Source organism: Pantoea sp. SORGH_AS_0659 (assembly GCF_031453915.1).
Classification (GTDB): Bacteria; Pseudomonadota; Gammaproteobacteria; order Enterobacterales; family Enterobacteriaceae; genus Pantoea; species Pantoea leporis.
The window spans coordinates 2,051,534-2,078,058 of record NZ_JAVJAK010000001.1 but is presented as its reverse complement, the minus strand read 5'-3'; the positions used below and the strand labels follow the sequence as shown (position 1 = coordinate 2,078,058).

General features: G+C 54.2%; 22 protein-coding genes. 8 read left to right on the top strand and 14 right to left on the bottom strand.

The annotated features are described in order from the left end of the window. Positions 1-161: 161 nt before the first annotated feature. Positions 162-1,283: an oxidoreductase gene (locus Q3H59_RS09690; protein WP_277973652.1), complete on the top strand. Its 1,122-nt coding sequence runs from the start codon at positions 162-164 to the stop codon at positions 1,281-1,283. On the opposite strand, the gene Q3H59_RS09685 is transcribed toward Q3H59_RS09690, so the two are convergent. Together Q3H59_RS09685 and Q3H59_RS09680 are read right to left on the bottom strand one after the other, a co-directional pair. Continuing rightward, positions 1,280-2,176: a LysR family transcriptional regulator gene (locus Q3H59_RS09685; protein ID WP_110866237.1), complete on the bottom strand. Its 897-nt coding sequence runs from the start codon at positions 2,174-2,176 to the stop codon at positions 1,280-1,282. The two genes, Q3H59_RS09690 and Q3H59_RS09685, sit on opposite strands and share 4 nt — an antisense overlap. Positions 2,177-2,256: 80 nt before the next feature. Next, the gene (locus Q3H59_RS09680) at positions 2,257-3,846 is read right to left on the bottom strand and encodes a PTS transporter subunit EIIC (RefSeq protein ID WP_309834494.1); all 1,590 of its coding nucleotides are present in this window, start codon (positions 3,844-3,846) and stop codon (positions 2,257-2,259) included. 244 nt (positions 3,847-4,090) lie between these two features. Between Q3H59_RS09680 and Q3H59_RS09675 the strand changes: the two genes are divergently transcribed. The 5 genes from Q3H59_RS09675 to pdeR all read left to right on the top strand — a co-directional run bounded on the left by Q3H59_RS09675 (position 4,091) and on the right by pdeR (position 13,138). Continuing rightward, entirely contained in the window at positions 4,091-6,397 is a 2,307-nt protein-coding gene (locus Q3H59_RS09675) for an FdhF/YdeP family oxidoreductase (protein WP_309834493.1), read from the top strand. A 124-nt stretch (positions 6,398-6,521) separates the two neighbouring features. Beyond that, on the top strand, positions 6,522-8,456 hold the full coding sequence (locus Q3H59_RS09670; protein ID WP_192233995.1) for an exoribonuclease II: 1,935 nt from the start codon (positions 6,522-6,524) through the stop codon (positions 8,454-8,456). 184 nt (positions 8,457-8,640) lie between these two features. Beyond that, positions 8,641-10,707, top strand: a complete 2,067-nt coding sequence (locus Q3H59_RS09665) for a carbon starvation CstA family protein (RefSeq protein WP_110866240.1) — start codon at positions 8,641-8,643, stop codon at positions 10,705-10,707. Then, the gene (locus Q3H59_RS09660; protein ID WP_110866241.1) at positions 10,700-10,996 is read left to right on the top strand and encodes a YbdD/YjiX family protein; all 297 of its coding nucleotides are present in this window, start codon (positions 10,700-10,702) and stop codon (positions 10,994-10,996) included. The genes Q3H59_RS09665 and Q3H59_RS09660 overlap by 8 nt, the downstream gene beginning before the upstream one ends. 156 nt (positions 10,997-11,152) lie before the next feature. Next, positions 11,153-13,138, top strand: coding sequence for a cyclic di-GMP phosphodiesterase (pdeR, locus tag Q3H59_RS09655; RefSeq protein WP_101764279.1), 1,986 nt, complete (start codon positions 11,153-11,155; stop codon positions 13,136-13,138). 15 nt (positions 13,139-13,153) lie between these two features. Here the strand turns inward: pdeR and Q3H59_RS09650 are convergent, their stop codons facing one another. The 3 genes from Q3H59_RS09650 to araD form a co-directional block, all read right to left on the bottom strand. Then, positions 13,154-14,020, bottom strand: a complete 867-nt coding sequence (locus Q3H59_RS09650; protein WP_007892438.1) for a crotonase/enoyl-CoA hydratase family protein — start codon at positions 14,018-14,020, stop codon at positions 13,154-13,156. A 145-nt stretch (positions 14,021-14,165) separates the two neighbouring features. Continuing rightward, positions 14,166-15,149 (bottom strand): 2-keto-3-deoxygluconate transporter, encoded by a 984-nt coding sequence (kdgT, locus tag Q3H59_RS09645; RefSeq protein WP_007892437.1) that lies wholly within the window; start codon positions 15,147-15,149, stop codon positions 14,166-14,168. 552 nt (positions 15,150-15,701) lie between these two features. Continuing rightward, the gene (araD, locus tag Q3H59_RS09640) at positions 15,702-16,400 is read right to left on the bottom strand and encodes an L-ribulose-5-phosphate 4-epimerase (protein ID WP_309834488.1); all 699 of its coding nucleotides are present in this window, start codon (positions 16,398-16,400) and stop codon (positions 15,702-15,704) included. A 246-nt stretch (positions 16,401-16,646) separates the two neighbouring features. Between araD and osmB the strand changes: the two genes are divergently transcribed. Then, positions 16,647-16,865, top strand: a complete 219-nt coding sequence (osmB, locus tag Q3H59_RS09635) for an osmotically-inducible lipoprotein OsmB (protein ID WP_008106509.1) — start codon at positions 16,647-16,649, stop codon at positions 16,863-16,865. 68 nt (positions 16,866-16,933) lie between these two features. Here osmB and yciH read toward each other — a convergent pair whose 3' ends face one another. The 5 genes from yciH to pgpB all read right to left on the bottom strand — a co-directional run bounded on the left by yciH (position 16,934) and on the right by pgpB (position 20,541). Continuing rightward, positions 16,934-17,257: a stress response translation initiation inhibitor YciH gene (gene yciH, locus Q3H59_RS09630; protein ID WP_176969980.1), complete on the bottom strand. Its 324-nt coding sequence runs from the start codon at positions 17,255-17,257 to the stop codon at positions 16,934-16,936. Beyond that, a complete protein-coding gene (gene pyrF, locus Q3H59_RS09625) occupies positions 17,257-17,964 on the bottom strand; it encodes an orotidine-5'-phosphate decarboxylase (protein ID WP_309834485.1) in 708 nt (235 codons plus the stop codon). Before pyrF ends, yciH begins: the two co-directional genes overlap by 1 nt. 202 nt (positions 17,965-18,166) lie before the next feature. Further along, entirely contained in the window at positions 18,167-19,336 is a 1,170-nt protein-coding gene (lapB, locus tag Q3H59_RS09620; RefSeq protein WP_110866246.1) for a lipopolysaccharide assembly protein LapB, read from the bottom strand. A 6-nt stretch (positions 19,337-19,342) separates the two neighbouring features. Beyond that, complete coding sequence (locus tag Q3H59_RS09615; RefSeq protein ID WP_101764273.1) at positions 19,343-19,648, bottom strand: LapA family protein; 306 nt, start codon at positions 19,646-19,648, stop codon at positions 19,343-19,345. A gap of 128 nt (positions 19,649-19,776) precedes the next feature. Further along, positions 19,777-20,541, bottom strand: coding sequence for a phosphatidylglycerophosphatase B (pgpB, locus tag Q3H59_RS09610; RefSeq protein WP_101764272.1), 765 nt, complete (start codon positions 20,539-20,541; stop codon positions 19,777-19,779). Between the two features lie 228 nt (positions 20,542-20,769). Between pgpB and ribA the strand changes: the two genes are divergently transcribed. Next, positions 20,770-21,363: a GTP cyclohydrolase II gene (ribA, locus tag Q3H59_RS09605; RefSeq protein WP_097097212.1), complete on the top strand. Its 594-nt coding sequence runs from the start codon at positions 20,770-20,772 to the stop codon at positions 21,361-21,363. A gap of 49 nt (positions 21,364-21,412) precedes the next feature. On the opposite strand, the gene acnA is transcribed toward ribA, so the two are convergent. The 4 genes from acnA to cysB all read right to left on the bottom strand — a co-directional run bounded on the left by acnA (position 21,413) and on the right by cysB (position 26,347). Continuing rightward, a complete protein-coding gene (acnA, locus tag Q3H59_RS09600) occupies positions 21,413-24,094 on the bottom strand; it encodes an aconitate hydratase AcnA (protein WP_101764271.1) in 2,682 nt (893 codons plus the stop codon). 443 nt (positions 24,095-24,537) lie between these two features. After that, a complete protein-coding gene (locus Q3H59_RS09595) occupies positions 24,538-24,717 on the bottom strand; it encodes a hypothetical protein (RefSeq protein ID WP_064738813.1) in 180 nt (59 codons plus the stop codon). A 3-nt stretch (positions 24,718-24,720) separates the two neighbouring features. After that, a complete protein-coding gene (locus Q3H59_RS09590; RefSeq protein ID WP_071531660.1) occupies positions 24,721-24,879 on the bottom strand; it encodes a YmiA family putative membrane protein in 159 nt (52 codons plus the stop codon). Positions 24,880-25,372: 493 nt separating this feature from the next. After that, entirely contained in the window at positions 25,373-26,347 is a 975-nt protein-coding gene (gene cysB / locus Q3H59_RS09585; RefSeq protein WP_064738814.1) for an HTH-type transcriptional regulator CysB, read from the bottom strand. Between the last annotated feature and the right edge of the window lie 178 nt (positions 26,348-26,525).

The window sequence follows — 26,525 nt, the reverse complement described above, 5'->3', positions numbered from 1 at the left end:
TCAAATAACGCCCTCCTTATACTCGTAAGCTATTAATTATTCCCCAACATTCTTTTGCCGTGGACAGCCGTTCAGCGACGATAAGCTAGCCCTTTGTTGCATGCCTGCTTTTCAGATTCGCACGCTGTGCAGCAAGTCCGTTTTTAGCGCAAGGAATGACCATGGAACAACGCCGTTCTCCCGGCCATGACCACTGGTTTTATGAAAGCCAGACTCGCCCGAATAGCACCGCCACTGCGCCGCTGGTGCCCGAAGCCGCCTATATCGACGATCGTTTCTTACTCGGTTTGCAACAGGAAGCGACCGCGTTAAAGCCGCTGCTGTCGCGTTTTCAGCCTGCGTTATTGGCCGCGCGCGATCTCAGCCAGATTCTGTTTCCCGATACGCTTGCCACCAGTTTGACCCACACCTTAACGCTGTACGATCGTCTCAGCACCGCGCTAACGGTGGCGCAGGTCGCCGGCGTGCAGCGCCTGTGCAATCACTACTCAGCCCGGCTCAATCCGTTGCCGGGTCCGGACTCGTCACGTGAAAGTAATAATCGCCTGACGCAAATCACCCAATATGCGCGTCAGCTGGCGATGCAGCCGGAACTGATCACCACCAGCAGCATCAGCGCGCTGGACGCGGTGGGCTTAACCGAGCCCGATATCGTCACGCTGAATCAACTGGTGGGGTATGTCAGCTATCAGTCACGCGTGGTGGCATCGCTGCAGGCGATGATGGGCTTGCCGGTGCGCTGGATTCCGGGGGTAACACCGCCGCCGGACGCCAGCGCAGCGCTGTTTACCGGCAACGACGGCTGGCAGCACGCGTTGAAACCGGTTGAACTGCGCTATGCCAGCGCCGATCAACTGGCGGCGGTTACTTTCTGTCAGGGTATTGAGGGATTGGATGATGCCATTTGGCTGCTGGTGCACGATGCGCAAGTGCTGTATGGCTTCGCCACGCTAAAACAGCGGCTGAGTGAACATTTTGCCGGGGATGAAGCGCTGGCGCAGGCGGTTAGCGCACGCGTGCTGGGTTGTCGACGTCAGTTTGATTTTGTTACCGATGAATGGCGTGACGCACTGCTGCAGGATGTCGAAAGCGCTGGCGCAGCATCGCCGGTGATTTCACTCAGCGCCCAGCTCACGCGCCTGCCCGACCGCTTCAGCGCTGCACATTTGCAGCCGCTGCTGAACGCGGGCTGGGGCAGCGAACGTATCTTCACGCTGTTGCAAGCGGTGGCTTTCGCCAGCTGGCAGGATCGCCTGCTGATGGCGCTCGGCGAAACCCGTTAATCGGGCAGATGTCGCCGCGCTTCATCAAAGAAATGCTGAGCCAGCGGCGATGCTCTGCCCGGCTCGGCAATCACTAATGCCGCCTGCCGGCCCATCGGCGCCATCTCAATCGGCCGCCGCGCCAGATTCTGCATCAGCTCCGGCAACAGATGTCCGCATGGCGACACCATCACGCCTAAACCAACCTGCGCACTTTGCAGCAGTTGCATGATCGACGCGCTCTCAACGATCACGCGTGGAATCAAGCCGGTTTCCCTCAGTTGCCCATCAAGATAGCGTCGAAAATAGCGCGTGGGCTCTGCCAGACACAGCGGCTGGCAGGCAAGCGTGGCGAGCGAGATGTTCTCTTGTTCCAGCAGCGCCGGAAAGTGCGCCGGATTGAACAGCGCCTCGACGCCAGGATCTTTCAACAGCGCAGTTTGAAAATGCAGTTCGCGCAGTGACGTCAGTTCAAAAAAGCCGATACCGCCATCCACGGTGTGGCTGTTGAGCGCTTCCAGCAGTTGATCGGCGCTCATCGCGGCCACGCGATAATCCAGCTGTGGATAACGCGCTTCAACCGCTTTCAACAACGCAGGCAGCGCCACGCTGCACTGCGGCATAACGCCAAGCCGCAAGGTGCCGTTGACGCCATGCTTGAGCGACTCCACTTCCAGCTTCAATCCCTGATACACCGAAACAATTTCTCGCGCCCAGGTCAGTACGCGCTCGCCTTCTGGCGTAAAGCCATCGAAATTATTACTGCGGTTGATCAGCGACAGCCCTAATTCGCGTTCGAGGTTTTTAAGGCGCATCGATAGCGTCGGCTGGCTGACAAAGCTGACCTCTGCCGCGCGGCCAAAGTGGCGTTCGCGTTCAAGATTTGTCAGATAGATTAATTGTTTGATGTCCATGGAAAGCAGAATTGGCTGGAAAACAGCAGTGTATCATGGCGGTTGCCGCTGCGCTGCGTCCACGCGCAGCGGCCATTGTGTTACGCCACACCCAAGGCACTTTTTACGTCGTTGGCGATCTTCTCGACCTGCGGGCCGTAAATCACCTGGATATCATGTTCGCTGACGCGATTGATGCCGTTCGCGCCGGTGGTCAGTAACGTTTGATCGACCACCTCATTCATCTGTTTGACCCGCACGCGCAGCCGGGTGAAGCAGCAATCGACGTCCTCTTTATTGGCTTCGCCGCCCAGCCCACTGATGATCACTTTGGTGCGCTCATCAGCCGCCACCTGTTCGGGTTTGTGCTCCTCATCGGATTCCCGTCCCGGCGTTTCAACCCGCATCCGCGTGATGACAAAACGGAAGCCGTAGTAGTAAATCGGCACGTAAATCACGCCGAGCACAATCGTCCACCACCAATGCGTTTTGCTGCCACCGAGAATGCCAAACACCACCAGATCGATGGCGCCGCCCTGCACGTTGCCAATCATCAAATGCAGCATCGACATCAACATAAATGACAGGCCGGTTAATAGCGCATGCAGGATATAGAGCACCGGCGACACGAAGATGAAACAGAACTCCAGCGGCTCGGTGATGCCGGTGGTAAAGGAAGTCAGTGCACCGGCCAGCACCAGCGCTTTAACGCGCTGCTTATGCTCAGGGCGCGCAGTGTGGTAGATCGCCAGCGCGGCGGCTGGTAAGCCAAACATCATTACCGGAATTTTGCCCTGCGCGAGGAACTGCGTCGCGCCGCGCACCGTATCGTCCGGGATGGCGCCGGGATGCGTTAGCGAGGTGTTGAAGATGTTCAGCGCGCCGACGATGCTTTGTCCATCAACCGTTGCCATGCCGCCAATCGGTGTGAAGCGCACGGTTTCGTTGAGGATATGGTGCAAACCGGTGGGAATCAGTAAGCGTTCGCTGGTGCCAAGCAGGAAGGCACCGTATTGCCCGCTTTTACCAATCATCAAACCCACCCACGCGATGCCTTCACCGATGGTCGGCCAAATCAACGCCAGCAGCACGCCCACCAGCGGCAGCACCACCACGGTCACGATCGGCACAAAGCGACGTCCACCAAAGAAGCTGATCGCCGTCGGCAGTTGCTGAGTGTAAAAACGGTTATGCAGCAGCACGGTAATCAATCCAGCAATCACGCCGCCCAGCACGCTCATGTTGTAAGTAAAGATGCCGAGCATGTCGATGTATTCGGCCGACGTCATCATCGCCGCAGTTTGATCCATACCCGCTTTCTGCAGCGCTTCTGGCGTGGTGGTAGCGGCCGTCAAACCTTTCGACGCCAGCGTGGAGCTGATACCGACGTTCATAGCAATATAGCCAATTACGGCGGCAAAGGCGGCGGTCGGTTTCTCCGCTTTCGCCAGCCCGATGGCGCTGGCCACCGCAAAGAACAGCGGCAAATTGGCGAACAGCGCGCCCGCCACCTTGCGGATAAACCCGATAATCAGCTGTGGCACCTGCAGATTGGCGAAGGCATCGCCGGTGATGGCCGGATTTTGCATTGCGGCGGCCAGGCCAAGAAAGATCCCTGCGGCAGCAATCACCGAGATGGGCATCATTAAGGCTTTACCGAAGGCGTGAATTTGGCTTGCCAGATTCTTCATGCTGCGTGCCCTTTTCAGAATGGAAAGAGCAATTATTAGTCAGTTATCTCAGCAGCACGTAACTGCCGCCCCTTAACAGCCGGGAAAGTTTGATTTATGTCACGCTTTACGTGCGTTTCACGATAAACGCCGCCTATCGCACCATTAAACCAATCAATTAGACAACTTTTAAGGAGAGTCGCACACTCCCCGCTAACAGAAGACATATTCTGATAACAACTCATAAACAAATAAGCCTGCAACTATGAAATTTAAACGTAAGATTCAGCCCTATCGCGCTGCTGCGGGCGGCTGGGGTTCATTGGAAGCCACCACCCGTTTCGTCCTTGATAGTAAAGCTGCCCTGAAGAACATGCGAAACCTGATGCGCATGAACAAAGCGCGCGGTTTCGACTGCCCAGGTTGCGCATGGGGCGATGACAACAAAAGCACCTTCAGCTTCTGTGAAAACGGGGCAAAAGCGGTGACGTGGGAAGCCACGCGTCGTGTGGTTGCGCCGGATTTTTTTGCCCAGCACAGCGTCAGCACCCTTTACCAGCAGAGCGATTACTTCCTTGAGTACCAGGGACGCTTAACCCATCCGATGCGCTACAACAGCGCGACCGACTACTACGAACCCATCAGTTGGGACGATGCGTTAGCCTTGATTGCTCGCCATTTGAAGGCGATGGATCATCCAAATCAAATGGAGCTTTACACCTCCGGCCGCGCCAGCAACGAAGCGTCCTGGCTCTATCAGCTGTTTGGCCGTGTGATGGGCACCAACAACTTCCCCGACTGCTCCAACATGTGCCACGAAGCTAGCGGCACCGGCCTGAAACGCAGCATCGGCGTGGGTAAAGGCACCATTCGTCTGGACGATTTTGATCATGCCGACGCGATTTTCGTGTTGGGTCAGAATCCGGGCACCAACCATCCGCGCATGCTGCACAGCCTGCGTCACGCGGCCGATCACGGCGCGAAAATTGTCACCTTTAACACGCTGCGCGAGCGCGGCCTCGAGCGTTTTGCCGATCCGCAAAAGCCGCTGGAGATTGTCACGTCGCTGGCGGGCACCATCAGTTCCGCCTATTACCAACCTAATCTGGGCGGCGATATGGCAGCGGTGCGCGGCATGGTGAAAGCCCTGCTTGAGCTACAGCGTGCACGTTTAGCTGCCGGTGAAGAAGGTATTTTCGATCAAGCGTTTATCGATGCCAACACCCACGGTATTGACGCGTATCTTGCCGCCGTTGATAACACCCGCTGGGATGATATCGTGCGCCAATCCGGTCTCAGCGAAGTGCAGATTCGTGAAGCGGCGGCGATTTATCAAAGTGCTGAACGCGTGATTGTCACCTGGGCGATGGGCATTACTCAGCATAAACACTCGGTGGATACCGTTCGCGAGATCACCAACCTGCAGCTGCTGTTTGGTCAGTTGGGCAAGAAAGGCGCAGGCCTGTGTCCGGTGCGCGGCCACAGTAATGTGCAGGGCAACCGCACCATGGGCATCGATGAGAAGCCGGGCAAGCCGTTCCTCGATGCACTGGGCGCGCACTTTGATTTCGAACCCCCGCGCGAGCATGGTCACAACACCGTTGAAGCGCTGAACGCGATGCTGCGTGACGAAGTGAAAGTGCTGATTGCGCTGGGCGGCAACCTCGCGGCGGCCGCACCGGATTCACCGGTCACCGAAGAAGCGTTGCAGCATTGCGGTTTGACCGTGCACATCAGCACCAAACTCAATCGCAGCCATTTGGTGCCGGGCCACGAAGGGCTGATTCTGCCAACGCTGGGCCGTACCGAACGCGATCGTCAGGCAAGCGGTAATCAGTACATTACCGTGGAAGACTCGTTCAGCATGGTGCACGCCTCAGAAGGCGTCGGCATTCCATTGGCGGAGACGCAGCGTTCGGAAACCGCGATTGTGGCTGGCATCGCCCATGCGACATTAGGCAGCGATAAAATCGACTGGCTGGCGATGGCAGGCAATTACGATCTGATTCGCGATCATATCGCCGCCACGATTCCCGGCTTTGCTGATTTCAATAATAAGTGCGACATTCCGGGCGGTTTCTACCTGGGTAGCGCTGCCGCCGAGCTGCGCTTCAATACGCCAAGCAAACGTGCTGAGTTCAGCGCCGCCGCCCTGCCAACGTCGCTGTTCCCGCAGTTGGGCGATGTCGCGGTGCCGTTCACGCTGCAAACCCTGCGTTCACACGATCAGTACAACACCACGATTTACGGCCTCGATGACCGTTATCGTGGCGTGTACGGTCAGCGCGAAGTGGTGTTTATCCATCCGGATGATATGACGTCGCTGGGCTTCACTGAAGGCCAGTTGGTGGATATCGAGACGCTGTGGAATGACGGTTTAACCCGTCGCGTCAGCGGTTTCAAGCTGGTGCCGTATAACATTCCGCGCGGTAACCTCGCGGCGTATTATCCGGAAACCAACCCGCTGGTGCCGCTCTCGAGTTTTGGCGACGGCAGCGGTACGCCGACCTCAAAATCGGTGCCGGTGAAGCTGGCATTAAGCGCCGCCACACCGTCACAACGTATCGCCTGACCAAAGCGTTATCAGAAGGTAAAAAGCCGCGTAAAGCGGCTTTTTAGCCTGTTTTGGCCTTGCCGCGCGGACCCGATTCGCGTAAAACTGTCAGCCGCTCTTAGGCCACGAAACTATATAAATTATGTTCCAGGATAATCCGCTGCTCGCGCAGCTTAAAGAGAAGCTTCACGCGCAGACTCCGCGCGTCGAAGGTGTTGTTAAAGGTACGGAAAAAGGCTTTGGCTTCCTCGAAGTTGATGCCCAGAAAAGCTACTTCATTCCGCCACCGCAGATGAAGAAAGTGATGCACGGCGACCGTATTTCGGCCGTGATCCACACCGATAAAGACCGCGAGAGTGCCGAGCCGGAAACCCTGGTTGAGCCGTTCCTGACCCGCTTTGTCGGCCGCGTGCAGAAGAAAGACGATCGCCTGTCAATTGTGCCGGATCATCCGCTGCTGAAAGAGGCGATTCAGTGCCGCGCCGAACGTGGCGTGACCCACGATTTCCAGAACGGCGATTGGGCGGTAGCAGAGATGCGTCGTCACCCGCTGAAAGGCGATCGCGGTTTCTATGCTGAACTGACCGAATTCATTGTCACTGCGGACGATCACCTCGCGCCGTGGTGGGTAACGTTGTCGCGCCATAACCTCGAACGTCAGGCTCCGGACGTCGGTTTTGGTGAGATGCTCGACGAAAATCTGCAGCGTGAAGATTTGACCGCACTGAACTTCGTCACCATCGACAGCGCCAGCACCCAGGATATGGATGATGCGCTGTACGTGGAAGAGGCTGCCGACGGCAATCTGATCCTGACCATCGCTATCGCTGATCCAACCGCTTACGTGGCAGAAGGCAGCGAGCTGGATAAGCTGGCGTCGAAACGCGCGTTCACCAACTATCTGCCGGGCTTCAACATACCGATGCTGCCGCGCGAACTCTCTGACGACGTCTGTTCCCTGCGTCCGAACGAGCGTCGTCCCGCGCTGGCATGCCGCGTTACCGTGCTGAAAGATGGCAGCCTGGCTGATGACGTGCATTTCTTTGCTGCGTGGATCGAGTCGAAAGCCAAGCTGGTTTATGACGAAGTTTCTGATTGGCTGGAAAACAGCGGCAGCTGGCAGCCTGAAAACGACGCCATTGCTCAGCAGATTCGCCTGCTGCATCAGGTTTGCCTGGCGCGCAGCGAATGGCGTCAAACCCACGCGCTGGTGTTTAAAGATCGTCCGGACTACCGCTTTGTGTTGGGCGAGAAAGGTGAAGTACTGGATATCATCTCTGAGCCACGTCGCATCGCGAACCGCATCGTTGAAGAGTCGATGATTCTGGCTAACGTCTGTGCCGCGAAAGTGCTGCAGGAGAAGCTGGGCTTCGGTATCTATAACCTGCACACCGGTTTCGATCTAGCCAATGCTGAGCAGGCCGCTGGCGTGCTGGCGGGGCATGGCATCACCGTGGATCCGCAGGCGATTACCACGCTGGAAGGCTTCCGCCAGCTGCGTCGTCAACTCGATGCGCAGCCAACCCAGTATCTGGATAGCCGCATTCGTCGCTTCCAGTCGTTTGCAGAAGTCGGCACCGAGCCGGGCCCGCACTTTGGTCTTGGCCTCGAAGCCTACGCGACCTGGACTTCGCCGATTCGTAAGTTTGGCGACATGATCAACCATCGCTTGCTGAAGGCAATTGTGCGCGGTGAAAGCACTGGCCGTCCGCAGGATGAGCTGACCACCATCATGAGCGAACGTCGTCGCCTGAACCGCATGGCCGAGCGCGATGTTGGGGACTGGTTGTATGCACGTTTCCTCGCACCGTTTGCCGCTACCGATCGCAAGTTCAGCGCCGAGATCATCGACGTGTCTCGCGGCGGCATGCGCGTTCGTCTGCTGGAGAATGGCGCGGTAGCCTTCATTCCTGCGCCGTTCATCCACGCGGTGCGTGATGAGCTGGTGTGCTCGCAGGAAAGCGGCACCGTGCAGATAAAAGGTGAAGTCGCTTACCGTGTCACTGACATCATCGACGTGACCATCGCCGAAGTGCGTATGGAAACCCGCAGCGTGGTCGCGCGTCCGGCCGCCTGAGCATGAAAACTCGCGGGATAACAGCCGTTATCCCGCATTTCTCTCCGCCCGCTTCAGCAAATGTTAAATTTGCTTTCCGCTTCACATTTCTAATGCCTTTGTCTGTCGTTAACAATTCATTACATTACTTTTAACTTGTTGTATTCGATCGCCTCTTTTCCCGGTCCCTACAAGGAGTTAACTCATGAACAACGTCAAAACCAGTCTCATCTGGTTAGCGGTGGCGTTAATTGGCGCGGGCGCATTTGCCATGCTGGCCCTCAGCCGCGGCGAACACGTCAACGCGGTGTGGCTGGTGATTGCCTCCGTCGCCTGCTACAGCATTGCCTATCGCTTTTACAGCCTGTTTATCGCCAAGCGTATTTTCGAACTGGACGATCGCCGTCGCACGCCGGCGGAGCGCTTAAGTGACGGCCTCGATTATGTGCCGACCAATAAATGGGTGCTGTTCGGCCATCATTTTGCGGCGATTGCCGGTGCGGGCCCGCTGGTTGGTCCGATCCTCGCGGCGCAGATGGGCTTCCTGCCAGGCACCATCTGGATTCTGGTTGGCGTAATGTTTGCCGGTGCGGTGCAGGATTTCCTGATCCTGTTTATCTCAACGCGTCGTGATGGCCGCTCATTGGGTGAGATGGCGCGTCAGGAGCTCGGCTCATTCGCTGGCGTGGTCACCATGCTCGGCGCGCTGGGTGTGATGATCATCATCCTCTCCGCGCTGGCGCTGGTGGTGGTGAAGGCGCTGGCCAACAGTCCGTGGGGCTTGTTCACCATTGCCGCAACCATTCCGATTGCGCTGTTTATGGGCGTGTATATGCGCTTCCTGCGTCCGGGAAAAATCGCGGAAGTGTCGATCATTGGCTTCGTGCTGATGATGGCGGCGATTATTTACGGCGGCAATGTAGCAGCCGATCCCTATTGGGGCCCGCTGTTCACGCTGAAAGGCACGGAGCTGACGTGGGTGCTGGTGATCTACGGTTTTGTCGCCTCTTCGCTGCCGGTGTGGCTGCTGCTGGCACCGCGCGATTATCTCTCCACCTTCCTGAAAATTGGCGTGATCATCGGTTTGGCCATCGGCATCGTGTTTGCCATGCCCGAGATGAAGATGCCCGCAGTGACCAAATTTATTGATGGCACCGGGCCGGTCTTCTCCGGTGCGTTGTTCCCGTTCCTGTTTATCACCATCGCCTGTGGCGCCATTTCAGGTTTCCATGCGCTGGTTTCGAGCGGTACCACGCCGAAATTGGTGGAGCGCGAAAGTCATATCCGCTTTATCGGCTACGGCGCGATGCTGATGGAATCCTTTGTGGCAATCATGGCGCTGATTTGCGCCTCGGTGCTTGACCCGGGCGTCTACTTTGCCATGAACTCCCCTGCCGCGCTGATTGGCACCACGGTGGAAAATGCGTCGCAGGTGATTAACGGCTGGGGCTTCGTGGTGACGCCAGAGATGCTAAGCGGCATTGCGCGCGACGTCGGCGAAAGCACCATTCTTTCGCGTGCCGGTGGTGCACCAACCTTTGCGGTCGGCATGGCGCATATCATTACCGAAGTGTTTAACAGCCGCGCCATGATGGCGTTCTGGTATCACTTCGCCATCTTGTTTGAAGCGCTGTTTATCCTGACCGCTGTGGATGCCGGCACCCGCGCCTGTCGCTTTATGGTGCAGGATCTGGTGGGCACCGTGGTGCCGTCGATGGCGAATAACCGTTCATGGTTGGGCAACATGGCGGGAACCACCGTCGCGGTAGCGGGCTGGGGCTTCTTTGTGTATCAGGGCGTGGTCGATCCGCTCGGCGGCATCAATACGCTGTGGCCGCTGTTTGGTATCGGCAACCAGATGCTGGCGTCAATGGCGCTGATTCTCGGCACCGTGGTGCTGTTCAAAATGAAGAAGCAGCGTTATGCGTGGGTGACGATTGTTCCAACCGCCTGGCTGTTCATTACCTCGATGACCGCGGGCTGGCAGAAGATTTTCCACGAAAAACCTTCGATTGGTTTCCTGGCGCAGGCCAACAAGTTCCGCAAAGGCATTGATGACGGCATCGTCATCGCCCCGGCGAAGAGTGTTGCTGACATGCAAACCATCGTCTTCAGCAATCAAATTAACGCGGCCCTGTGCGCCTTCTTCATGCTGGTGGCGGTGACCATGCTGGTGGCGGCCTTCTTCGTGATTCGTCGGGCGCTCAACAGCACGGTGCCAACCACCCATGAATCTGAGATCTCACTGCGCAAAGAGGTGCGAAATGTCTGAGTCCATTTATCACTGGAGAAAACCCAACGGGCCGTGGCACATTCAGCAGTGCTTACCAATCGCCCCCGCCACGGCTGGGCAAAATCTTACGCGCTGGCAGCGCATCTGGCGGGGATTGCAGCAAAGTTTTCGTTTAATGGTCGGCGTTCATGACTATCAAACTTATCTGAAGCATATGCGCGAACATCATCCAACGATCGCCCCCATGGATGAGCGTGCTTTTCACCGTCACTGCCTCGATGCCCGCTTTCCCAGCCAGGCCGGAAAACTCGGTAAGTGCCCTTGCTAACAGAGATTAGCCCCGCTTGTCGGGGCTTTTTCGTGCCATTCTTTAATAAAAACAAAAATATATTTGGATTGCATCTTGTGCTGACGCAGGAGGTTGAATACTGTTGCTAAAATAATGAGATACCGCCCGCTGAGCATTCCCCCGGAGGAAGTTTCCATGACCGATGAACAAGGGCAAACATTGCTATATACCTTGTTTGGCACCACCAGCCCTCATTGGCGTTTAACTTCAGATAGTGATGCTCTGCATTTTGCCGAAGATGAGAACGCAAACACCAATATGGCGGTGCCGCTGACTCCCGCACAGGCCAGTTTACTACGTGCGATGACGGTCATTACCTCAAGTATTAACCTCACGCTGTCGCTGCATGGCGAACCTGTTCCGATGCATTTTGTCGGCCGTAAAGTCAATCAATCTACCTGGGCAGGCACCTCGTCAGCCTGGGGCGATACGTCGTCTGTCGCGCGCGATTTGACGCTGGGTTTATCCTTCGCCGAGCAAGTGGTTTCTGAGGCGAATTCCGTCATTGTGATCCTCGATCAACGCGGCAATATCCAGCGTTTCAACCGTTTGAGTGAAGAGTACACCGGGCTGAAAGAGCAGGAAGTGATTGGCCGCAACGTATTCCAGCTGTTTATGACCAAGCAGGAAGCGCAGGCATCACGCCGTAATATCGCCGGTTTCTTCCGTGAAGGCAGTTCTTACGAAGTTGAACGCTGGATAAAAACCCGTAAAGGTCAGCGACTGTTTCTGTTTCGTAATAAGTTCGTTCACAGCGGTAGCGGAAAAAATGAAATTTTCCTCATCTGTTCCGGAACCGACATAACCGAAGAGCGCCGCGCTCAGGAACGTCTGCGCGTGCTGGCCAATACCGATACCGTCACCGGCTTGCCCAATCGCAACGCGATCCATCAGCAGATTAGTCTGGCACTGGAGCTGGCGAATGGCAGTCAAACCGGTGTGGTGTACCTCGATTTAGACAATTTTAAGAAGGTGAACGACGCTTACGGCCATATGTTTGGCGATCAGCTGCTGCAAGCCGTGTCGCTGGCCATCCTCAGCTGTCTTGGCAAAGACCAGACGCTGGCGCGCCTTGGCGGCGATGAGTTCGTGGTGCTGGCGGAACACACCAGCCAGGCAGCGCTGGAAGCGATGGCGTCGCGTATTCTTGAGCGGCTGCGTCAGCCATTCCGCATTGGCCTGATTGAGGTTTACAGCGGCTGCTCGCTGGGTATCGCCCTCGCCCCGCTGCATGGTGAAGATCGTGAAAGCCTGATTCGTAACGCCGATACCGCGATGTATCACGCCAAAGAAAACGGCCGCGGCAAATTTTGCGTGTTCGCTAATGAGATGAATCAGCGCGTGTTTGAATATCTGTGGCTCGATACCAACCTGCGCAAAGCGCTCGAGCTGGATCATCTGGTGGTGCACTACCAGCCAAAACTCAATGCCGAAGGCGAAGTGCTGAGCGCCGAAGCGCTGGTGCGCTGGAATTCTCCAGAGCGTGGTCTGGTGCCGCCGGGCGATTTTATCTCCTACGCCGAAGAGTCTGGTTTGATTGTGCCCTTGGGCCGCTGGGTGATGCTCAACGTGCTGCAGCAGATCATTAAGTGGCGCAGCGAAGGCATCTTTCTGCGCGTCGCGGTTAACGTCTCGGCTAAGCAGCTGATCGACCAGAGCATTTACACCGATCTGAAACAGGCATTGAATGAAGCCGGTTTGACCGATTGTCCGATTGATATCGAACTGACGGAAAGCTGTTTGATTGAGAACGAAGCCGGTGCGCTGATGCTGATGAAACAGTTTCAGGAGCTGGGTGCGCAGGTGCATCTCGATGACTTTGGTACCGGTTACTCCTCACTTTCTCAGCTGGCGCGCGTCCCGATTGATGCCATTAAGCTGGATCAGAGCTTTGTACGTAATATCAACAAACAACCCGTGGCGCAGTCGCTGGTGCGTGCGATTGTCGCGGTGGCCAAAGCCCTGAAGCTGCAGGTGATTGCCGAGGGCATTGAAACCAAAGCCGAAGAGAAGTTTGTTATGGCCAACGGTGTTGATGGGCGTCAAGGTTATTATTATGCAAAACCAATGCCCGCAGAACAGCTCGGGCATTGGCTGGCTAAGCATCCTGCCCGCGTTTAACGCTGGTCTGCGAGATTAACCGGCTTTGCGCAAGGATGCGCTATGACGGTTCTGCAGTTGTACCAGTCGTTCCATGTAAGCAATGTCTTTAGGTTCCAGTGTGAAGGCATAATCGACCCAGTCCTCCGTGATATCCATCAGCTCAGCGCGTGATAACTGCAATACGCGTTGACGCGCTTTCAACATTGCCCGCACGCCGTTCAGTTTTGGACGTAACGTATCGATGAAGGTGCGTGTGGTGCGATAACCATCGCCCGGCTGGAACACCTTGTCGACCAGACCACGCGTTTCATACCATTCCGCGCTGTGTGACTCACCTTCCATAATCAGCTCTTCGGCCAGCTTCATGCCAGACCGACGCGCCACTAACGAGTAGCCGCCCATACCGGGGAACAGGTTGAATGCGATCTCCGGGAAACCCATGCGCGCGCTGTTCTGCGCCAGAATGAAGTGATGTGCCAGCGCCGCTTCAAAGCCACCGCCGAGCGCACTGCCCTCAATCATTGCCAGCGTAACCGCACCGGTATCGAAACCCCGCGCTGCGGAGTGGATGCAGTCGACACAGGCACGCGCATAAGCGCGCAGTGCTTCACGACGGTTGTTGCGAATGCATTCCACAAAGAAACGCAAATCGCCTCCGGCGTTAAACATCTGTGGCACTAACGAACCCGTCACCCAGAAATCAATCGGCAAACCGGAACGTTGAGCGGAATAGCTCAGGTTCATGATCTCCTCAATTAATTCGTGGTTAAAACTCGGACGGGGTTGCGCACGCAGCATCATCCACATGGTGCGGCGACCCTCTTCATAGTAGGCCGCGAGCTGTGTGGTTTGTCCAACTTCGGTGAACAGTCTGCATGTTGGTTGGTTAATTACTGTCATTGTCTCATCCTCTGTTTATGTTTATGTAGTGCGTTAAACGCCACATCAGCGTAATCCAGAGTGAGGCCAGACCAAATGAGAGATTGATTTATAAAGCAAAATCCAGAGATATCCCCGACCAGCGGCCGGGGAAGCATTAGCGGGCTTACTTGATGGCAGCGCGTTGCCCCACAGCAACATGAGAACGCTTAACGCGTCGTGAATAAACCGCGGTGATGATGGGGACAATGACGGAGGTGACAATGACCGAAGTGGCGACTAACGCCGTTGCGGCGGGTGCGACCGGTTTAAACTGTGGCAGCATCTCGGCGATCAACACTGGCGTGGCCACCGCTGCGCCTGCAGTGCTGGATGCCGCAATCCCCGCTGTCCCATCGCCACCGCCGATCAGGCGATCGGCAATAATCAGCGGAATGCCGGTGACAATGATCACTGCGACACCCAGCATAATGCCCAGCAGGCCAGTTTGCGCGATGACGGTCAAATCAATAGTATTACCCAACGCGAAAGCAAAGAACGGAATCAGCGTGTGAACCGCTTTGCCAAAGAACTCGCGCAGTTCGGGATCGAGATTACCCAACGCGAACCCGACGATAAACGGCAGTACCGCGCCAACGAAGACATGTGGCTCAAACGACGCAATGCCTGCGGTGCCGAGAATCACCATCGTCATCAGCGGCCCGGACTCCAGCGACATCAAGACAAACGCACCGGCCTCTTCTTTCGAACCATATTGCTGCATGATCGATGCGTATAAACCGCCATTGGTCATATCCATCGCCGCCACTAACGCCAGCGTCGAGAGACCGGCAAACATACCCACTTCCACGCCATTTTCCGGCATCACACGTGAAGCGATCGCCGCGACCACCCACGCCACCGCAATCTTGGTGAGCACGAGCGTGCCCGATTTACGCAGTACTGTGCCGGTGGCGCTGAGTTTGATGGATGCGCCCATGCAGAAGAACCACACCGCAAGAATCGGCACGGTGCCGGTCATCAACCCATTGGTGAACGAACCAAAGTATTTACCTGCGCCCGGAGAGAACGTATGGCACAGCGCGCCCAAAAACAGCGGAATCAGCATCATGCCGCCAGGAATTTTATCGATTGCACGTTTGATATGCATAAAGGTGTCACCTTAACTGAGCCAGAGGGAGGTGTTTTTATGAATTGCCAGATGGCATGGCGAGCAAGATAACGATTGGCAGAAAGGAAAAAAGTGATCGCAAATGCATTTATGAAACGCTGTTTTATTTTTATTGATTGATCATTTTGTATTTATGACGTGAATCGCCATACCAGATGATTGGAAGTTAAAAGAGAAGCCGGGAGGCGTTTTTGCTCAAAGGATGGATTATCTTTGCGGGCGCTGACACATCTGCCCTTTTCAACAACTCGCACTGAAGCTTATGAGCAGGCCGGGGGCGCTTTTGTGCCGGCAATCCGCAGCGCTGAACGAAGCGAGGAGGCCAGGAGAGCCCGCAGGACGCGGGGCGAAAGGCGGAGCCGGGACAAGGACGTCCCGTCTCCGCCGGTCCGTCAGGCAGACGAACGAAGTGAAGGTACCGCGCTAGCGGCGCGAGGACCGCCGGACCAAAAGTGCCCCCGGCCTGCGCGCTCACCATTAGCTTAATTAACTGGCATTACGCCAGCAGGCGTATATGTTTCAGAATTGACTTTAATTCTGCCCATACCAGGCATTTTTACCGTGCTTACGCAGATAGTGCAGATCAAGCAGTGTTTGCGATATCGGCGGTAACTCAGTGCGCAGCTGCTCGGTATGCAATGCCATATAGGCCACCTCTTCTAATACCACCGCACTGTGTACCGCAGCATGCGCATCTTTACCCCAGGCAAACGGGCCGTGGGAATTCACCAGCACGGCGGAGATTGCCGTTGGTTCAATTCCGCGCTGCGCAAAAGTTTCAATGATCACCTGGCCGGTATTCCACTCGTATTCCTGCTCAATCTCTTCGCGCTTCATCTGCCGCGTGCAGGGAATGGTGCCGTAAAAATCATCGGCGTGCGTGGTGCCTAACGCGATGATTTCACGTCCAGCCTGAGCCCAAATGGTGGCATGGCGAGAGTGCGTATGCACGATGCCGCCGATCTCTGGCCAGGCGAGATAGAGCGCGCGGTGGGTGGCCGTATCCGAGGATGGGCGCATTTTCCCTTCTATTACCTCGCCGCTGGCGAGATCGACGACCACCATATCGTCGCGCTGCATCTGCTCGTACTTCACGCCCGACGGCTTGATCACCAGTAAACCCCGATCGCGGTCCACCGCACTGACGTTGCCCCAGGTAAAGGTGACCAGGTTGTAACGGGGTAAATCGAGATTGGCTTCCAGCACCTGCTGCTTTAACGCTTCCAGCATCTTTTTTCTCCTGCGAACTGTGATAGCTGAATTGTGCGGAGCAGGAAGAAAAAGCGTTATGGATGGAACGGCTGTAAAAGCTGCGGAAAGTGGCTAAGGCGTTAAATGTGTGGCGCGGGTTGGTTTTGATGATTAAACAAGAAGTGGCTTGCAAACTCGCATTTTAGGACCGTTTTACCCTGCCGAGTGCGGTGTAACATCTATACTTATATGGTTACCACGGTGTTAACAATCAAGGAGAAGTTAATGACTACAACAATGAAACGTCTTACTGCTGCCGTATTGGCAACAACACTAGTTGTCGCGCTGAGCGGCTGTTCGAATTGGTCTAAACGCGACCGTAATACCGCAATCGGTGCGGGTGCGGGTGCCATTGGTGGTTCAGTGCTGACCAACGGTAGCGGACTTGGTACCGTTGGTGGCGCAGCTGTCGGCGGCATCATCGGCCACCAGATCAGCAAATAAATTATAATTATCAGGCTACGCAGCGCATCTACTTAACAACGGGCCACCTAAAAGTGGCCCGAACTGCTTCAACCGCCCGCCAGTTTGACTTTCATGCCTTTGGCTTCCAGCAGCGTTTTTATCAAATCGCGTTTATCGCCCTGAATCTCAATTACGCCCTCTTTTACTGCTCCACCGCAACCACACTTTTTCTTCAGTTCAGCAGCCAGTTTTTCGAGAGCGCTATCATCCAGATCGATACCGGTAATCAGACACACGCCCTTACCTTTACGTCCGCTGGTTTGACGTTGAATACGCACGATGCCATCGCCTTTCGGTCGTGGCGCTTTCTCTTCTTCATGGGTGATACGACCGCTATCGGTCGAATACACCAATCGATTGTCCTGAGCCATTAAGCCTCCTGTAAACTCTGCAGGATTTGCTGCAGCGTGGCGGCCGGATCGGCGGATTGGGTGATCGGACGCCCGATGACCATATAGTCCACGCCGGCGTGTTTTGCCTGCTGCGGCGTCATGATGCGGCGCTGATCGCCCGCATCGCTGCCGGCCGGACGAATGCCTGGCGTAACCAGCGCGAAATCCTGACCAATCACCTGCTTAAAATGCGCGGCTTCCTGCGCCGAACAAACCACGCCGTGCAGGCCGCAATCACGGGTCAAACGTGCCAGCCGCTCAGCCTGCTCGGCTGGAGATAAGGTAATGCCTAAGCCTTTGAGATCGTCTTCATCCATGCTGGTCAATACGGTGACAGCAATCAGCAGCGGCGCATCGTTGCCGAATGGTACCAGCGCTTCACGAGCCGCGTTCATCATGCGAGCACCACCACTGGCGTGCACGTTCACCATCCACACGCCAAGATCGGCTGCGGCCGCGACTGCATGTGCGGTGGTGTTTGGGATGTCATGAAACTTGAGATCGAGGAACACTTCAAAACCCCGTTCCTGCAGCGTTTTCACCAGCGATGGACCAAACAGTGTGAACATCTCTTTGCCCACTTTCAGGCGACACTGGCCTGGATCGATGCGGTCTACAAACTGCAGCGCGCTGTTGAGATCATGATAGTCGAGTGCCACCAGAATAGGTGAAGTGGTTACAGGCATAACGTTTCCTCAGTAACTGGCACCCGCAGGCGCGATGGACAAACGGCAAGCATTCTACCTGCGCAGGCCGGTGCCGACAATCACGCTACCGCCAGAACTTGCCTGTTTGACTGCTAGCTGCACGATGCCAAGGCAGTTTCTTAATTAAACTTACAAGTATGTTGTAACTAAAAAGGTGTAACCAGAAGAGTTATGCGGCCATTTATTGGCCGTCGAGTCCACGGATGGGTTTAACTGAAGACCAGGCGCGACAAGATGGGCAATGCCAGTACAGAGCATGGGCAGTGAAGCCACATTTCTGGCAGCGATATCGCGGCTTAGTGCGGATCTGCTCGCCGACCATATCGCGCAGCACCATCAAGCTCTCTTTCGCACGTCCGTCTTCCGCTTCGTGTAAGTGGAAATCCATCAAACGATGAAACACACGCATCGTCGGATGACGCTGAAGCTGACGATTAATATACAGCTGTGCCGCTTCCGGTCCCTGCTGTTGCTCAAGAATATCGGAGAGATAAAGCTCTGCTGCGGCGCCGGTATTCTCATCGACACAACGCTGTAAAAATTGCGCCCAGTTTTCGGGTTGGTTCAGGCGCTGGTAGCAGGTTTCGAGCATGGGTAACGTTTCACTCACCAGCTCTTTGTCCTGCTCCAGCACGCGCTGCAGTCGGCTGGCGGCTTTGGCGTACTCGCCCTGCTCCATCAAAATGCGGCCCATCATGATTGAGACGCGCGCACTTTGATGATCGGCTGACTCGCCCTTCTTCAGCAAGCTCATCGCCCGATCAAGGTCGTCACTGCTTAATGCCTGCAACGCCAGCTCACAGTAGAAATGGGCAATTTCCCCTTTCTGCTTGTCTTTGCCGAGCTTAACCAGCTTTTCCGCCACGTCGATGGCTTTTTGCCAGTCGCTGGTTGCCTGATGAATCAACAACAATTGCTGCAGCGCGCCAATACGGAAATCGGTCTCTTCCACCAGCTGCCCAAACATATCTTCGGCACGATCGTACAACCCGGCTGCCATGTAATCGCGGCCGAGTTGCTGAATCGCCAGCAAGCGCTGCTCATAGCTGAGCGACGCACTTTCCATTAGGGATTGGTGAATGCGAATGGCGCGATCAACTTCACCACGCGAACGGAACAGATTGCCAAGCGTCAGATGCGCCTCAACCGTGCCGCTGTCCTCTTTCAACATGTCGAGAAAGAGATCAACCGCTTTATCCTGTTGATTGGAGAGCAGGAAGTTTACACCGGTCACATAATCGCGCGACAGGCGGTTCGCTTCCTGTTGCTTATCCTGGTGGGCACTGCGGCGGCCCATATACCAGCCATACGCCGCAGCAACAGGAAGAAGCAGAAACAGCAATTCAAGCATCGAAAATTAATCCCGACGACTGGCAGTTGGTGATGGGATCACTGCAGTTGATTGTTCATTCTGTGCCTGCATACGTTTAAGTTTACGCTGCGCATTTGCCAGAGAAACACGTAAGCGTAACCAGAACAGGCCGCAAATCGCCCATCCCAGCAGGAATCCAGCGCCAAACAAGCTGGCGAGCAGTGTTGAAATGCGGAATTCGCCCTGCGCTAGCAGATAGTTAAAGGTGATGATTTGGTCGTTATGCGCTCCGAGCGTGACGGAGATGATGAAAATGACCAATACCACGAGAAAAATAAGCAAATATTTCACAATGCGTCCTGTCGAGAGGTTATCCAATAGAAGTATGCCAAAAAACCGCCGTCGATGCTGCTTATCCCCACATCAGTTAGCGCTTTTTTCTGCAAGCACAATCAATCATATGGGGATGAATAGGCTGATTACAATCCATCATCACGTTGCGCGATCTCACGATGTTCCTCTGGTGGAATGGTGAGCGGGCCGCAGAAACGCTGGGCCAGCAGCGTAGCTACGGTCACCAATAACCAGGATATCAGCGTTGCCATCACTAAATCACGCGGCCAGTGCATACCCAGCACTAAACGGCTGCCCATCACCGCGGTCGCCCAAACGAATAATACGGCAACGGTGGCAAAATGACGGCGCGGCCATAACAGGCCGATGGCTAAAAGCGCCCAACTGGCGGCAAACATGGTATGCCCGGAAGGAAACGCATAACCGGTTTCAAATGCCCAATGATTCTTCAGCCATTGCGGCAGCTGAGTGTCATTGGCCAGCAAAGTTGAGACCATTTCGCCGCGCTGCTGGCGATGAAGCTGATAAAACTCATCACCGTTAATGCCATGACTTTTTTCCAGCCAGATGACGTAGGGGCGCGGTTCCTGCACATGCTCTTTGATTGAGGATTTGGTGTACTGACCAGCAAGAATCGCACCATTCATGATGAGAATGAGCAGAATCGCGGGTTTGAGCCGAAAGCGTAAACACCACAACACCCAGGCGCTGAGGATGATACTGGTGAGGATACCCCACGGACTGGTAACGGTTTCCGTCATCCAAAACAGCACGCGAAGTAGATTGCCGCTTTCCCCGGGTTGCCATTGCCAGTTTGATATCCACACGCCCAACGGCATCAACAACAATAAAAACGCCCCTAAGGTGGTGCGCTGAATGATTTTTAACATTCGCTTCCTTTTAGATCCGGATTAACAGGTGCGTTAAGCATAACTTTAGCTGAAAAAAGAATAACATACCTATTGCGGCTTGGATAATTGTGCTTTATCACTACAATCACTCTGACCGATTAACGGCAGCCGTTCGGGTTGTGGCACAATAGCGTAAGTTTCATCGGGCCACATGGCCCGTGCGTTATCATGATGATAGCGCATCCTCTGAAGGTTCTGGAGAGTCACATGCAGCTTAAACGGGTAGCAGAAGCCAAACTGCCCACGCCATGGGGAGATTTCCTGATGGTTGGTTTTGAAGAACTGGCAACCGGCCACGACCATGTCGCGCTGGTTTATGGTGATATTAGCGATCACAATCCGGTGCTGGCGCGCGTCCATTCCGAATGTCTCACCGGCGATGCCCTGTTCAGCTTGCGCTGTGACTGCGGCTTCCAGCTGGAAGCGGCGTTAACGGCGATTGCGGAAGAAGGTCGTGGCATTCTGATGTATCACCGTCAGGAAGGTCGTAACATCGGTTTGCTGAATAAAATTCGTGCTTATGCATTGCAGGATAAAGGCTACGACACGGTCGAAGCCAACCATCAGCTCGGTTTCGCCGCTGATGAGCGTGACTTCACGCTATGTGCAGATATGTTCAAACTGTTGGGCGTCAATGAAGTGCGCTTGCTGACAAACAATCCGCGCAAGGTTGAAATCCTGAGTGAAGCAGGTATCAATATCGTCGAACGCGTGCCGTTGGTTGTCGGGCGTAACCCGAAAAACGCGCACTATCTCGATACGAAAGCCGAAAAAATGGGTCATCTGTTGCCAAAGTCGTAAGCGGTCTTTGTAGCAGATAAAAAAAGCCGGGAAATCCCGGCTTTTTCTTTTAGTTCAGCATGTTGCGGATAACGTAATGCAAAATGCCGTCGTTCTGGTAATAGGTTAGCTCGTTGCCCGTATCGATACGGCAGCGCGTTTCCAGCGTCTCCTGGCTGCCATCCGCGCGCGTCAGAATTACGGTTACCGTGCCACCCGGCTTAAGCTGCGACAGATTTGCCACATCTATAAACTCTTCACCCGTAAGCTGCAGCGTTTTACGCGTCACGCCAGCCGGAAACTCGAGCGGCAGAATCCCCATACCAATCAGGTTAGAGCGGTGAATTCGCTCGAAGGATTCGGAGATAACCACGCGCACGCCCTGTAAGCGCGGCCCTTTTGCTGCCCAGTCACGACTTGAGCCGGAACCGTACTCTTTACCAGCAATCACCGCTAACGGCACACCTTCCTGCTGATACTTCATCGCCGCATCGTAAATCGCCAGCTGCTCGTTAGTCGGGAAGTGTTTGGTATAACCGCCCTCAACTCCCGGCACCATTTCGTTACGAATACGGATATTAGCGAAGGTGCCGCGCATCATCACTTCGTGGTTACCACGACGCGAACCGTAAGAGTTGAAATCGGTGCGCTCAACGCCATGCGACAGCAAATAGCGTCCGGCTGGACTTTCGGCTTTGATGCTTCCCGCAGGAGAAATGTGGTCGGTGGTGACGGAGTCACCCAGCATCGCCAGAATGCGCGCGCCTTTGATATCCTGCACCGGCTTCGGCGTTTTCTCCATGTCGTCAAAGAATGGCGATAAACGAATGTAGGTGGAATCGCCATCCCAATCGTAGGTTGCCGCTTCGCTGACTTTGATCTGCTGCCACTCAGGCGTGCCGTTAAACACCTCGGCATACTCTTTGTGGAACATATCGCTGGTGACTTTTTGCACCGCTTCCGCAATCTCTTCCGGCGAAGGCCAGATATCCTTGAGGAAAACATCGTTGCCCTGGCGATCCTGGCCGAGCGGATCGGATTGCAGATTGAGCTTCATATTACCCGCTAAGGCATAAGCAACCACCAGCGGCGGCGAAGCCAGCCAGTTGGTTTTAATTAACGGATGAATTCGGCCTTCGAAGTTACGGTTACCCGAAAGCACCGCGGCAACCGTGAGATCACCCTCTTTAATCGCGCTTTCTATCGCGTCCGGTAACGGGCCGGAATTACCGATACAAGTAGTACAACCGTAACCGACCAGATTGAATCCTAATTCGTCCAGATATGGCGTAAGCTGGGCCACAGCAAGGTAGTCAGAAACCACTTTGGAACCGGGTGCCAGTGAGGCCTTAACCCAGGGCTTGCGCATCAGACCGCGTTCAACGGCTTTCTTCGCCAGTAAACCGGCAGCCATCAGCACGCTAGGGTTTGAGGTATTAGTACAAGAGGTAATCGCCGAGATCACGACCGCACCGTCATCCAGCTGATAGCTTTCTCCAGTTTCGCTATCGCGGTAGCTCACGGTTTTATGCGGTTTTTGCGCCTGATTCACTTCCAGTTCGTTGCTGGCATCAAAGGCAGTAGGAACATCACCGAGTGATACACGATCCTGCGGACGTTTTGGACCGGCCAGGCTGGACTCGACGTCGCCCATATCCAGCGCTAGAGAGCTGGTGAACACCGGCTCATCACCCGCGTTACGCCACATACCTTGTTGCTTAGCATAAGCCTCAACCAGTTCAACCTGCTCCGCATCGCGGCCAGTGAGCGTCATATAACTCAGGGTGACATCATCGACAGGGAAAAAGCCGCAGGTCGCACCATACTCAGGCGCCATGTTAGCGATGGTGGCGCGATCGGCAAGCGGCAGGTCGGCTAAGCCGTCGCCGTAAAATTCTACGAATTTACCCACAACACCATGTTTGCGCAGCATTTGCGTAACGGTTAACACCAGATCCGTTGCGGTGATGCCCGGACGCAATTTACCAGTGAGTTTGAAACCGACTACGTCAGGAATCAGCATTGAGACCGGCTGACCAAGCATCGCCGCTTCGGCCTCAATCCCGCCAACGCCCCAACCCAATACGCCGAGCGCATTGATCATGGTGGTGTGCGAATCGGTGCCCACCAGCGTATCGGGATAGGCGATCTCTTGCCCATTCAGCGTCTCATGCCAGACAGATTTACCGAGGTATTCCAGATTGACCTGATGACAAATCCCGGTGCCCGGGGGTACTACGCGGAATCGATTGAAGGCTTTTTGCCCCCAGCGCAGGAAAACGTAGCGCTCATGGTTGCGCTCCATTTCCAGGTGCACATTTTCATCAAAGGCTTTGTCATCACCGAAATGGTCCACGGTGACAGAGTGGTCGATAACCAAATCTACCGGGGATAAGGGATTGACTTTGGCGACGTCGCCGCCAAGGCGTTTCACCGCTTCGCGCATGGCAGCCAAATCTACCACCGCCGGTACGCCGGTAAAATCTTGCATTAATACACGCGCGGGACGATAGGCAATCTCACGATCGGCGTGAGCATCTTTTTGCCAGGCGACCAGCGCTTCAATATCTTCAAGCGTGACAGAATCACCATCCTGCCAGCGTAAAAGGTTTTCCAGCAGGACTTTCATCGACTTGGGCAAGCGATCGATATTGCCCAGTTGCTGAGCTGCTTTGGGCAAGCTGTAGTAATGATATTTTTTTGCCCGAACATCCAGCGTGTCCTGACTCTGCTCGCGTAACGTTAACGACATAGCGCCTCCATGTAAGTGAATCTTTTTTAAACCTCAGTGACTGCAAGGTTTAACTTAAAGATAGACTACATTGCCGTTAACGTTTTGATAACAACACGAATAGACACATTAAGACACAATGAAAAATGCCCCGACGTTTGTCAGGGCATTTATAAAATTCAGTGTAATTTGAGTTAGGGCTTAAATCATCGCCCAGAAGGCGGCGGCCCAAAAAGCCAGGGAAAAGGTATAAACGCTCATCCAGGATAATGTCGTTGTATTGATGCTCATAATTCACTCCCTCCCGGATTCCGGGCAAAAAAAGTCCACCGTCTTCAGCGTTGTACTGATGACACCGTTTTTTTAATGCTGAGTGTTAAAGGACGGGCTTTTAACTTGCCCACCGGATAATCCGGCAAAAAGAGGGACTAAACGACTAAATATAGTACGGAACGCATGCTGCGTTATTTCGACTTCATATCCATGAAGGATTCAATAAAATTGCGCTGATTCTCGCTGAGTTCCCACGAAGTCGGAATGGTGACCTGAGGTTCAGTGGATACAACGTCTTTAACTTTGCACGCAGGCGTTTGCGGCTGACGTGCAGAAACCGGATGCTTACGACTGAGTGTATTTGCCCACATGGCTTAACCCCACATACGCCAAATCATTAACGCCACCACTACCCAGAACAGTGCTGAAGCAGCGAAGACAGTCATCCAAGCTTTGCGACGGGTATTACCAGTACGCTCAACTTTGGTGCTTTTAGTCCGGAAGCCCGGCTGTACAGTTATTCTCGTATTCATAGTTTTTGATAATCACTCTCAATAAAACGATTGATGACAACGATTAAGATTTAGGACGAATCCTAAACTTGTTAAGACCGAAAATCCAGTTATTTTTATTGAGCACAACGATTAACGCTATTTATCAAAACGCCAAAAATTGATGAGATAAATTTAATTACCAACACAACTATTAATTAAATCGTTACATTGTAAATTTGGGTTAACAGCAAATTAGATCCAATCTAAATTTGAGTTTAATTTACCATGCCAGTTAAAAAGCCCTTCTTCATCAACTCTTAACTAGAGTATGGGAATATTCCTGGCGAGCTGCAAAGCAGCATCGTAAAAATTGTGTACTAATTCGCATTTAATAGATAACAATGAAAAAACATGTGACCCATGTTTCATTTACAAAAAAATAATGATTTTTTTTGAAGTACTCGTGGCGCTAAGCGCTAGGGGATTCCGAAGGTGCCCACTGGACACCTTGGCAAAAGAATGAGTTAGGAATTTACTTGAAGGGTAACTTGATGTCGCGGAACATAGCTTCGATGTCTTCATTGGAGCGCAATGCGACCGCCGCATCCACCACATCACGCGTCAGGTGTGGCGCGAAACGTTGAATAAAATCATACATATAGCTGCGGAGGAAGGTGCTACGTCTAAAGCCAATTTTGGTCGTACTATTCGTAAAGATTTCTGAAGCTTCAATACGCACCAAATCGGGGTCTGCAACCGGATCAACCGCCATACTGGCAATTACGCCAACGCCCAGGCCTAAACGCACGTACGTCTTAATGACGTCAGCATCCGTCGCAGTGAAGACGATGCGTGGCGTTAATCCGGCGCGATTAAACGCGGTGTCCAACTCTGAACGGCCTGTAAAGCCAAATGTGTAAGTCACTAACGGGAAATCCGCCAGCTCTTCAATCGTCACATTTGATTTACCCGCCAACGGATGATCTGGCGTTACCACAATGGCGCGGTTCCAGTGATAGCACGGCAGCATAATCAAATCGTCATACAGATGCAGGGCTTCTGTGGCAATGGCAAAGTCTGCATTGCCCTTTGAAACCGCCTCAGCTATTTGCGTCGGCGATCCCTGATGCATGTGCAAAGAAACGCGAGGATAGCGCTCAATAAAGCCTTTAATCACGCCTGGCAGCGCATAACGTGCCTGCGTATGGGTAGTTGCTACATACAGCGAGCCTTTATCTGGCCAGGTGTGTTCACCAGCAACAGATTTAATCGCGTCAACTTTGGACAGCACTTCGCGCGCAATCCGAATAATCTCTTCACCTGCAGGCGTTACTTGCGTCAGATGCTTACCACTGCGTGCAAATATCTGCACGCCCAGCTCATCTTCTAACATACGGACTTGCTTACTGATGCCCGGCTGCGAGGTATATAAGCCTTCGGCGGTCGATGAGACATTAAGGTTGTGATTAACCACTTCGACGATGTAACGCAACTGCTGCAATTTCATAGTTATATCTTCCTGGTAGCGACAGAGGTGCATTCCCGGCAGGCGTGTTTCCGCTTTAATTGCGGTGAGGGAGGGAAAGCGAATCAGCGAAACGAAAAGAGTTCTATAACTACTATATCAGTTAAAGGAAGAATGTAGAACGATTAGCTATAAGGATAAGAGAAAGGCCAGCGAATGC